Source organism: Vibrio sp. 10N.261.54.A5 (genome assembly GCF_041471145.1).
Classification (GTDB): Bacteria; Pseudomonadota; Gammaproteobacteria; order Enterobacterales; family Vibrionaceae; genus Vibrio; species Vibrio crassostreae_C.
In genome coordinates, this window is sequence record NZ_JBFRNU010000047.1 from 111590 (window position 1) to 122262 (window position 10673).

General features: G+C 42.7%; 8 protein-coding genes and 1 pseudogene. 3 read left to right on the forward strand and 6 right to left on the reverse strand.

From position 1 onward, the window contains the following. Positions 1–116: 116 nt before the first annotated feature. The 3 genes from AB4329_RS15295 to AB4329_RS15305 all read left to right on the forward strand — a co-directional run bounded on the left by AB4329_RS15295 (position 117) and on the right by AB4329_RS15305 (position 4585). A complete protein-coding gene (locus tag AB4329_RS15295; protein WP_136974605.1) occupies positions 117–1364 on the forward strand; it encodes a porin in 1248 nt (415 codons plus the stop codon). Positions 1365–1378: 14 nt separating this feature from the next. Beyond that, positions 1379–3799: a VolA/Pla-1 family phospholipase gene (locus AB4329_RS15300; RefSeq protein ID WP_372138673.1), complete on the forward strand. Its 2421-nt coding sequence runs from the start codon at positions 1379–1381 to the stop codon at positions 3797–3799. Between the two features lie 228 nt (positions 3800–4027). Then, positions 4028–4585, forward strand: coding sequence for a PhnA domain-containing protein (locus tag AB4329_RS15305; RefSeq protein ID WP_017060062.1), 558 nt, complete (start codon positions 4028–4030; stop codon positions 4583–4585). 83 nt (positions 4586–4668) lie between these two features. Here AB4329_RS15305 and AB4329_RS15310 read toward each other — a convergent pair whose 3' ends face one another. From AB4329_RS15310 to AB4329_RS15335, 6 genes and pseudogenes are all read right to left on the reverse strand, one after another. Beyond that, the gene (locus AB4329_RS15310) at positions 4669–5820 is read right to left on the reverse strand and encodes a BamA/TamA family outer membrane protein (RefSeq protein WP_017069662.1); all 1152 of its coding nucleotides are present in this window, start codon (positions 5818–5820) and stop codon (positions 4669–4671) included. A gap of 261 nt (positions 5821–6081) precedes the next feature. Beyond that, positions 6082–6987, reverse strand: a complete 906-nt coding sequence (locus AB4329_RS15315; RefSeq protein ID WP_102394484.1) for a LysR family transcriptional regulator — start codon at positions 6985–6987, stop codon at positions 6082–6084. A gap of 158 nt (positions 6988–7145) precedes the next feature. Beyond that, entirely contained in the window at positions 7146–7571 is a 426-nt protein-coding gene (locus AB4329_RS15320) for a hypothetical protein (protein WP_372127093.1), read from the reverse strand. Between the two features lie 17 nt (positions 7572–7588). After that, positions 7589–8761, reverse strand: coding sequence for a patatin-like phospholipase family protein (locus tag AB4329_RS15325; RefSeq protein ID WP_372127091.1), 1173 nt, complete (start codon positions 8759–8761; stop codon positions 7589–7591). 213 nt (positions 8762–8974) lie between these two features. Beyond that, on the reverse strand, positions 8975–9832 hold the full coding sequence (gene pdxY, locus AB4329_RS15330; protein ID WP_017060057.1) for a pyridoxal kinase PdxY: 858 nt from the start codon (positions 9830–9832) through the stop codon (positions 8975–8977). 206 nt (positions 9833–10038) lie between these two features. After that, positions 10039–10673 (reverse strand): annotated as a pseudogene (locus AB4329_RS15335) (bifunctional aspartate transaminase/aspartate 4-decarboxylase); the annotation flags it as partial.

The following is a 10673-nucleotide window of genomic DNA, read 5'->3' on the forward strand; positions in this document are numbered from 1 at the left end:
GACTTTATATAAAACATGAATTTAACATGCCATTTACATTAGAGCTTCAACACCAAAAATGCTCAGTGTGTTTTCAAACCATAATAACGAAATTCGATGCCCTAGGAGGGTCAAGGATGAAAACAATACAACGCTCTCTCGTTTCACTTTCAGTACTATTTGCATGTAACTCACTTGCGGCTGGTTTCCAAGTTGCTGAGCATTCTGCCTCAGGTCTTGGTCGTGCCTTTTCAGGTGAAGGTGCAGTAGCTGATAACGCGAGTGTACTAGCGAGAAACCCCGCCGCAATGACCCTATTTGATACAGCCCAATTTTCAGGCGCGGTTTCTATCGTTGATCCAGAGGTTAACGTTTACGACGTTGACGCTAACGAGCATTCAAAAGATGTTGCTCCATTACAAGTCGTGCCAGCCGCATATTACATCAGCCCAATCAACGAAAAATGGGCTTGGGGTATCGGTATGTTCACCAATTATGGTGTTGCTACGGATTACCCTGATGACATCTCGGCAGGTGATATGGCTGGTGATACGTCGCTCTTATCTGTAAATCTAAATCCAAATATTGCGTATCGCGTGAATGAATCATTTAGCGTTGGTGCAGGTTTAAACCTTGTGTATGCGGAAGCTGAACTTACTCGCCATAAAGGCGAGCTCGCTAACTTTGTTGGTGGAAATCCATCTGACAAACTTATAGGCATGACCGGTGAAACATTTGCCTATGGTTGGAATGTTGGCGCGATGTATGAGCTGAACGAAAACAATCGCTTTAGTATCGCTTACCGCTCTTCTGTTGATCTTGATTTCGATGACGGTGAATTTACCAGCTACGATTCAGGTAGAGCAACATCTCCCAAGGTTGATGGTCGTCTTCAAATCGAGCTTCCTTCTATTCTGGAGCTTTCAGCATTTCACCAACTTAACGAACAATGGGCAATTCACTACGGTTGGCAACAAACTGATTGGAGTACTTTTAAGGAGTTAAAAGCAACAAGTCCAGATTGTACTGACAACGGTGTAGTAGGTCAGTGCTTCTACAAACCTGAAAAATATGAAGACAACAATCGATATTCACTAGGCGCAACGTACCAACTAAACAGTAAGTGGACATTAAGAGCTGGTTACGCTTATGACGAACAAGCTGGTGAAGCAACTTTAAGCATTCCTGATAGTGATCGTATGTGGTATAGCGCTGGCTTCACTTATGTTTGGAGCGAAAATATGACTGTCGATGCAGGATTCGCACTTGTTGTAAGTGATGACGGTGAGTTCACTGAGACAAATGGCGCTCAGCAAGAAAGGACTTTCGAAGCAGAAGGTACCGCTTACCTTTCTTCAGTTCAGCTTAACTACACTTTTAACTAAATCAGGATCGTATCATGAAACGTAACTTTAAGATCTCTCTACTATGTTCAGCGATCCTGCTAGCAGGTTGTGGCGACAACACCGAAAGTTCGGTAACAAGTAACCAACAACTTGAAGCCTATCTAGAAACGTCTTTGGCAAGAGCGACAACTCAAAAAATGCTCTTGCAAGGTAGTAATGCATCAGTTCCTTTAAGCAATAACCTATTATTTGACTCTACAGATGGCACGTTAGCGATCCCAACAGGTGGCGACGATAGCATTTCTAACCCAAAAGCAGCATTAAATTATGCCGATGGTTTTTCGACCAGCATGCCAATTTACATCGAGTTTGAAGGCGACGGTTTTGGTGATACTCCTGGAGTTGTTACTTCCGGAGTGACATTGTTGAAGCTTTCTAAAAAGCTAACAGACACATCCACAGCGGCTCAAGTACCAACACCTGTTGCTAGCTCTGAATACAAAGTTTACAAAGTAGGCTCAAACCTAGCAATTACACCTAATACTCCTTTTGATGAGAAGTCTGAATATTTGCTTGTTGTTACTGATGACGTTACAGATGTAAATGGTAACCCAGTAGGTACATCGCAAAGCTATGCGGCTCTCAAAACAGCCACTAAAACTTATTCAACCGGTGACTTAGCTAGTGCGCAAACTTTAATTAAAGGTCAAGAAGCTATAGCTGCCGCTGTTGGTATTGATGCGGAAAAGATTGTGTATTCAGCTTGGTTTACTACAACTTCTGTTGGTGATGTTCTTGCCTCTACAGCATCGTTGATTGGCGGAATGATTGATGCTGGGGCCCCACTTTCGACTTATTGGAATGGCAGCGCAAACCCAAATAATATCGATCTGACAAACGCTTACAATCTTAGTTTAGATTCCTCATCAACAACACCATTTGCTACAGCAATCGCTGCAGATGCTGACTTTAAAAAATATCTTGCCGATGACGATGCAACAGAAAATGCCACTTTGATTGGAGGGATAAATCTCCTTTACTCTAACGCTGGTATCAGCACTACGTCGGTAAACGTGACTAAAGGTACTGTTCAACTCCCATATTTCTTGGAAACCGATCCAACTAAGTTCTCTACAACGCCATTTGCATCAGCATTGGACAGTTTAGCGGTTATAAAAAGCGCACTAACGGATAACTCTACAAGTTCTTTCGTTGGTGGAGAGTTGGTTAAATTAGGATTAGACCCAACAAACCTTAACGCAGCTGATGTCACGACTTTAATGGGAAAAACACTCACAAAGGACGCAAGTGGAACAGCTCTAGATAGTGATCGCATTGTCACTCAGTATTCACCAATACCACAAATTAAATCACTTGAAGCTGTTGATGTGCTTTTGTTTACTCCTGTAACTGACCCAATAACCGGGGTTGTAATCTACCAACACGGTATTACCTCTGTAAAAGAGAATGCGTATGCGTTTGCGGCAAACTTAACGGCTGAAGGTCTTGCTGTCATTGCAATTGACCACCCTATTCATGGGTCTCGTTCACTTGCCGGAGGTGCTATTTCAACTAACGATAATGCTCTGTACTACTTGAATCTAAGCGCTTTGCCCGTTGCGCGTGACAACATCCGTCAAAGTGCACTTGATGTAATAGGTCTTCGTATGGCACTTGAAAAAGTGGGGAATGACTTTACTGGTACACCATTAGCCGGAGTTGATGTAAAAGACACAACCGTTAAATTTATGGGCCACTCATTGGGCGGTATTACTGGATTTACGTCAGTAGCTACATCTGAAATTGCTGGTACACATAAATTTAGCTCGGCGGTATATGCTAATTCAGGTGGGCACATTGCTGAATTACTCTTCGCATCGGAAACCTTTGGCCCCGAAATTAAACACAATCTAGCTAAACAGTTAAATGCAACGTATCGGGATTCAGTGGCTTCAGCTTGTACTGCGGCTGACATTGAAGATGGCGATTGCTATACCGCTTTTGCTAAGGAAAATCCAACTAGTGCCGCAGCAATTGAAACTGAATTAGTTGCATTTAAAGTCGCCGCTCAAACCCTTATTGACACGGTCGATCCACATTCAATAGCAAACACTGAGGACCAGTCATCAATTAGCTCTAGCTATCCAACGTTGTTGATCCAGTCGCAAAATGATGAAACGGTACCAAACAATGGCAATGATGATAATGGTGCACCGTTATCATATACGGCTTCATTTGTTGGCTCTGAAGGGTTAGATTCGACGTTAGGATTGACTGACTCAACAAAAACTAGCCCTTCAACTGGGAATCGTGTGTTTGTTCAATATAACGAAATAGCTAAACACTCAACGATCATCGGACCGCAAGCAGACCTTTCTGATGCCACTCATACCCTATCAATGAGAGCTCAAGTAGCTGATTTCTTAGAATCGGATAGCCTTGATGCAGCAGCACTGGATGCTTTATTGGAATAACTAAGACTTAAGCTTTTCACTAAACCAAATGCCAGCCTAACCGCTGGCATTTTTGTCTCTGTCGTTCGAACAAGTCCCCTAGTTGACCGTTTGCATAAAACTTTAAAACACAAATGGTTGATCTCAGCTAAAATTAATCAAGACAGAATACCGTACGACCTCTTTCTTTATTGTAAATAAAGTGGATAATAGCCCCGTAATTTAATACCTAATAAATGTGAGTCCATTATGTCTTCTGAAGCTACTATGCTAGAACGCTGCCAATCTAAATGTGAACTATGTGGTTCTGATTCTTCTCTTACTGCATACGCAGTGCCGCCACACAGCCACGTAACAGTGGATCACGGCATCATGGTATGTGACAAATGTCTTGGTGAGATTGACGATCCTAAAGATATCAACCACTGGCGTTGTCTGACTGACAGCATGTGGAGCCAGGAAGCGCCAGTTCAAGTAACGGCATGGCGTCAACTTACTCGTCTGAACACAGAAAGCTGGGCTCAGGACGCGCTAGACATGATGTACCTTGAAGAAGAAACATCAGTTTGGGCACAAATCGGCATGTCTGCTGATGACAAGCCTCTTGATGTGAATGGCGTTGAACTTAAGAAAGGTGACGACGTAACAGTAATCAAAGACCTGCCAATCAAAGGTACTAACCAAGTGATTAAGCAAGGTACTGTTATTCGTGGTATCAGCGTTGGTGACGATCCTAAGCTTGTTTCTGGTAAAACAAACGGCGGTCAATCAATGTACGTAATCGCTGAGTTCTGCCGTAAGAAGTAATCTTACTGTAAGAAAGTGATAGAAAACGAAAAGGCGCTAATTGGCGCCTTTTTTCTTGGAAAAATTTAACCTATTCCGTTGTTCTAGAAACCACTGCCTACGTTAAAGTAGATAGCGCGTTCTTCATGGCTTTGCGCATAATCCATCCCAAGGTGCAAACCGTAACGTCTCGCGATTTGGTATCGAAAGCCGACACCTCCGGCATTGACGGTACTGTCGTGGCTTATGCCGTTATCTTGCTTTGCAACCCCTGAACCGTAAAACCCAGACACCTTCCAACGATGAGTGATGCTATACGTCAATTGGCCTTGAATTGTTTCAATCTCATCTCCTTGGTACCGATAAGATGACACCCCGCGTAACGACACGTACGGTTTCGCTGTGGGTGATACAAACAGGTCTTGCTGTTCGAAGCTTTGATAATTTGCAGCCAAGCCTAACGTCCATTTATTGGCAATTGGGATATAGGCTTCGCCATCTATGTTCAAATTTCGGTAATTGTAATCACTGCCAATCGCATCGTCGTACACCATGTAATCTGCAGACAATTTGTAACCTTTGGTTGGATAAAATAAATTATCTCTTGTGTCATATTCAGCCTCCAACCCTAAACCAGAAGTAACCGATTCGTTACCCAAAATTCGGTCTAAAACCATGTTATCAAATTCAATCTCAGACTTAGCTAATAACTGCTTTATTCCCAACATCCAAGGCGTATGCCCAATCCGGAACTGCACCTTTTGTGAAAGTACGGCTACCGAAGTTGACGTGCCTATTCTAAGGTCATGATCTATGGGGCCCCAGTTGATTGATGTGTACAAATCCAAATTCGCAACACCAAAGCCGCCGCCTCCTGTGTAACGAATGGAATCATTCATCCAAGATCGTCTATGGCCACCAAATACAAACCAAGTTTCGTTCTCTGTCCCTACTGCGCCCACTACTGACATTGCTGAGGGTACTAACTGCGCACCACCATCTATGGCAGAAAGAGCAGCTTGCTTTCTTTGTCGCTTTTCCTCATCCGTCTCATGTAAAAACAAACCAGCCACACCGCCGCCGTACCCCACCGCAGGCTCGGTAATCAAAATTGGGATAGGCAAAAAGCCATATGCGTTTTCCGCAAGGTGATGCCCCATATCAAATTGACCATCAACAGGATCATAAAACGATGCGAAAGAAGATGTTGTAAATAAAAAGCAGGAAAGAAGAACAATGCCGCCGCAGCGAGTCATAAAATTTGCCTCATAAAAAAGACCGGGTGACGAAACCCGGCCGAAAGTTTGCTTCCTTGCAATAAACATAGAAATTAAACACTTATTGCCAATAAAGGGGGTCCTTAATCGACGGGCATAGAATAGGCCAAATAATGGTGTTGCCCTACTCCTATATAGAGGATGTCGCCCTACAAAATTAAAGAGCTTTCGAGATGACAGAAACGCAAAAGGCTCATATAAATGAGCCTCTATTAATAAGTTACCTACATTCTTCCTTTGCTAATATTGACTCAATACTCGATCAACATGTTCTTGTATAACAGATAAAACCGATAATTTTACATCCTTCACTTGCTTAGAATGATTGCACCAAAGCGCAAAACCGAATTTGAATCCTTGGTGCATTTCAGACGACTGTATAGGTTCAATGTCGTAATGGGAAAATTCAGAATGAGCAAACGTTTTTGGTAACAGTGCCCACCCTAAACCGGCTTCAACCATTTTAATAACTAACGCCAATTGATCGACTTCTTCGTTATCGGAGCTGATGGTTACTTTTTCTGACATTCCCTCTTCAATAAACGATCTCAAGATAAACTGCTTTGAATTTCTTAACGCTAAAAGTACATCCTCTTGCGCCAAAGATGAGAACTCACCATTTTTTTGAACGAATGGGGAAAACTCAATGTGACCTAGAAAAGTCGCATCAAAGCTGTGTATACCCCGGCTGTCATGCACATTGACTAATCCAAAGTGGTACTCGCCACTTTGAAGGCCCTTCTTAATATCCTTTTTGTTTCGGATTAAAAAGTTCACTCGCATCATCGGGAAATCACGACGCAGTTTCTTTCGAATATCCAAAAGCATTTGATGAGGTATCACACCAGAATAAGCAAAGGTGATGTTTTCCAACCCGCCATAAGAGAGGCTCAATGCTACCTTATCGAAGGTACGAGCTTGTTCAATGGTTTGTTTAGCGTAATGGTAAAGAAGATGCCCGTCTTCTGTCGGCTTTACAGAGCGCCCAACCCTTTCAAATAGGCTTACCGCGAGTTGGTCTTCAAGGTTAGTAATAACCTGCCCGATTGTCGTTCTGTGTTTATTGAGTTTAACGGCGGCTTTGCTGAAAGAGAGTTGGTCATAAACGGTAACGAACGCGAGAAGTTGTTCAATGCTGAAATTCATTTTGTTGTGCTTACTTTTAATCGTTATGTATTTAAATTATCACAGGTTGGCGAAATATCTACTTTGTCAGAATAATATTAGTGAAAATAATTCGTCAATTTGAAACAAAAAAACCTACTTAAGCTAGTAGGTTTTATCGTTGATGTCAAACGAATAACTTAAATGTATTCGATAATTCGAGCTAGATAGTTAAAGTCCCCAGAATCACCGTGGTAATTACGGTAAACATCGACACTGAAATATCTAGGTTGGTCCACTTGAATATGCTCAGCAACTCGCTGCTCGATGGATTCTAGAGTTTCACCTGTTTGCGAGTAAATGTATTTCTTGGTGGTCTTTTGAAGCTGGCGTTCTTTAGCTTCTTTGTGTGTGACGTAATTGTTCACGTCAACCCACTGACCAATGTAGTCAATCTCCACGTAGTCTGAATTTTCTTCAACCATGAACAACGCCGCTTCTTGTTGAACGTCGGCCAGTTGTAGCATGTCGTTATCGACTTTTTGCTGTTCCATTGAGGTCACATTTTGTGCCATGGCAGCGCTAGACGTTGCCATGATAAGTAGCGCTAAAACTGTTTTATTCATTTTACGATATCCCTAAATTAAGGTAATTCTGTTACCCAAGGTTTGCCCTGAGTTGCTTTGTGATAACCATATTCGTATATGGTTAATAAATAGTGTTCATCAAACATGTCTTTGGTTCGTTTGGCGTAACCAAAGTCGTGCTCGATGTAAGTAAATTGCATATCAATGTTGTTGATTTCACTGATGTATTTCATTCGATATAAATCACCACGTGTTTGAGCAAGAGTCAGGCTTGATACGCTCTTTGCTACTAAATCTAGACCCTTATCTCTCAGCGAGTGGTACGGCGCTTTCAGTGCTCCATTTCGAATAACATCGAGCTGTGGTGGTTTTTCTAACCCAAGAGCATCTGAGATCTGCTGATAGTCGAAGTTAGATGGATTGAAAAATACTTGAGCGGCTAAACCACCATCGACGTGAAGTTCTTCATAACTTTTACCTTCGTACTTCACATTGATAAACTGCGGTGGGAAGACTCCAGGAATAGAAGCACTTGCTGCTAAAACCTTATATATAAGTTCAGACTTATCTGGCATGTCACTATTTGCAATTGCGCCCACATTCCAAATGACAAGCTCTCCAGAATCAAAGTGTGTGCTACCAATAAACAAACGCTTACCGTTGCGGTGTCGCGCAGCAATTTGCTCGATCATCGGTTCAGGGAACGCCTGAGCGATAAATTGATTCAAGTTTTTACCGTCAGTAAAAGCATCTTTAAACACGGTGTTTAAAAAGTTCTTTTTGCCGAGCACTGATTTGTCATTGATGTTTAACATCACCTCCTTCATCTTCGGAAATGCATCTCCGCCGATGAATACAAATGGTGCCATTAGCGCTCCTGCACTGATGCCAGTAACTATTGAGTAGTCTTTCAATTGGCCAGATTCTTCCAGCCCTATCAAAATACCGGCTCCAAAGGCTCCGTTCGCGCCGCCTCCTGACAAAGCTAAGATATTTAGTTGCTCACCTGACACTTTAATTGGCGTTGTTTGATCGATTGGAGAGTATAAGAAGTCTGGGTTCTCACTCGCCCACATACGCAATGGCTCTTTTACTGATATCGCTTCTTCTACAACCACTTCTTTGTAATTGTCTTTGTGTACGCGTACATCCAACGTGTGGGGTGAGCTACATGCCACTACAAGTAATGACAAAGCAACGGTAAAACCCGAGGAAATTAGACGGTTCATAATTAGGCTCATTTAATGTTCTCTAAAATGATTCAGAGACTCTGTTTAATCAAAAGAACAGCTATAAACAGAGAAGTTAATAAATAGGGATAAAGTGAAGTCCGTCTCTTTCTGGGAGTAATATAGCTAGGTTTAGTCTTAGCTCGTAATCTCGTTTGTAGGATGCGACCCATCGAATAGGTACACCCTCCACCACTATCGGAGTTAAACGCTCTACCCGATTTTGACCACGTTGAAATCGTGGGTAGGCTCTACAAATTCATATTGTGCATTGATTGTTTGTAGCTCCCAAGTGCCATAGCTTTTAGTTAGCTCCAACACACCATAGACCGCGTTATTTGCATGTCGGAATGCAGCTACGGGAGACATTCTCTTTATTAACCCTGCGGTAAACAGGCCAGAGATAAGGTCACCGACACCAACCGGTTGTTGAGCAAATTCAATGTTCGGTCGTTGGGCTAAATAACATGCCTTTTTCGTTGCTAAAATCATACTGAACGCGTCATCGGGTAATGAGTGAAGATGCTTCACGAGCACCATCTTTGGACCAAGCTCCAATGCTTTCTTACATGCTGTAACCGCGTCATAAAGGGAGAGGATTTTAATGCCGGTCAATTCACTTAGTTCAAATTGGTTTGGCACTATAACATCGGCTATAGGAAGCAAGTGTTTAGTAATGGCGGTTCTAACGCCATCCTCAACGATACAACCTTTATCTGGGTCACCCATTACAGGGTCACAAACATAGAGTGCACTGTGGTTCTTTTCTTTAACTAAATTAACCGACTCGGCAACCGCTTTACATTGGTCTGCGCTTCCCTGATAACCCGATAGGATCGCACCACAGTCTTTCAGTACGTTGATGTTGTCTAAGCCTCGAATCAAGTTTCGAATATCATCTGAGCCGAATGTTTGCCCGGTCCAACCTTGTTGATATTGAGTGTGATTAGAGAACTGAACAGTGTGGATTGGCCACACATCGAGTCCCATTCTTTGGATTGGAAAAACCGCAGAACTGTTTCCTGCATGCCCGTAAACCACGTGAGATTGAATAGAAATAATGCTTTTCATGCGTCGCTCTTTCAGTTTGAAATGGATTTGAATACTTGGATAAGACGACTAAATAAACACAACGGAACATCAAGATAGGAAGTTTTATCGATCTAACCACTGTGCTTATTTGGTCGGAATAGCCTCGACATCGCCGAGGCTTATTCTTAATGAGTTGGACGTCATCGGCTTTAAATCATGTATTTGATTCTAAGCCAGACTTGAACTTATGCGTCTTGAAACTCAGCGAAGTACTCATCCAATACAGTGCGTGTTGCACGGCCGATTAGCTCGTACTCGTGGTGAGTAAGGTTCGCTAGTGATACACGTACTGATGCGTGTACTGTGTCGAAACCTTTACCAGGTAGTAAGATTACGCCGGTTTCGTGAGCAAGACGGAATAGGAAGTCTTTACCTTTCTCGTTAGCTTTGAACCAGTCGACAAACTCTTGACCGTAAAGTTTGCCACCTAGCGTGTCTAGCTCTAGTAGTGTGTAGTAATCCACACGGTCTTTGTTCTCTTCGATTGCTACACCCATGTTTTTGTAAAGCGTTGTGTAGCGCTCACGGATGATGCGTTTACAAGCGGCTTTGTAGCGACCTTCTGAGTCCATTAGACAAGTTAATGCAAACATCGCCATTTGTACTTGTTGTGGTAGAGACAGACCTGCAGTATGGTTCAATGCTACGCTGCGGCTATCAGCAACGATACGGTCGATGAATTTGATGTCACGTGGCTCTGGAGTTAGCGTTTTGTAACGGTCGTCCAATTGGCACTGTGTCGCTTCACTGAATGAGCGAAGTGTATCGTCGAACACGTTCTCATCGTGAATACCGATAGTGCCTAAACGCCAGCCTGTTG

Excerpts from the sequence above, each read along its gene's own strand:
- AB4329_RS15325 (WP_372127091.1), bottom strand. The coding sequence starts at position 8,761 with ATGAACCGTCTAATTTCCTCGGGTTTTACCGTTGCTTTGTCATTACTT.
- AB4329_RS15300 (WP_372138673.1), top strand. The coding sequence starts at position 1,379 with ATGAAACGTAACTTTAAGATCTCTCTACTATGTTCAGCGATCCTGCTA.
- AB4329_RS15310 (WP_017069662.1), bottom strand. The coding sequence starts at position 5,820 with ATGACTCGCTGCGGCGGCATTGTTCTTCTTTCCTGCTTTTTATTTACA.
- AB4329_RS15295 (WP_136974605.1), top strand. The coding sequence starts at position 117 with ATGAAAACAATACAACGCTCTCTCGTTTCACTTTCAGTACTATTTGCA.
- AB4329_RS15315 (WP_102394484.1), bottom strand. The coding sequence starts at position 6,987 with ATGAATTTCAGCATTGAACAACTTCTCGCGTTCGTTACCGTTTATGAC.
- AB4329_RS15320 (WP_372127093.1), bottom strand. The coding sequence starts at position 7,571 with ATGAATAAAACAGTTTTAGCGCTACTTATCATGGCAACGTCTAGCGCT.
- AB4329_RS15305 (WP_017060062.1), top strand. The coding sequence starts at position 4,028 with ATGTCTTCTGAAGCTACTATGCTAGAACGCTGCCAATCTAAATGTGAA.
- pdxY (WP_017060057.1), bottom strand. The coding sequence starts at position 9,832 with ATGAAAAGCATTATTTCTATTCAATCTCACGTGGTTTACGGGCATGCA.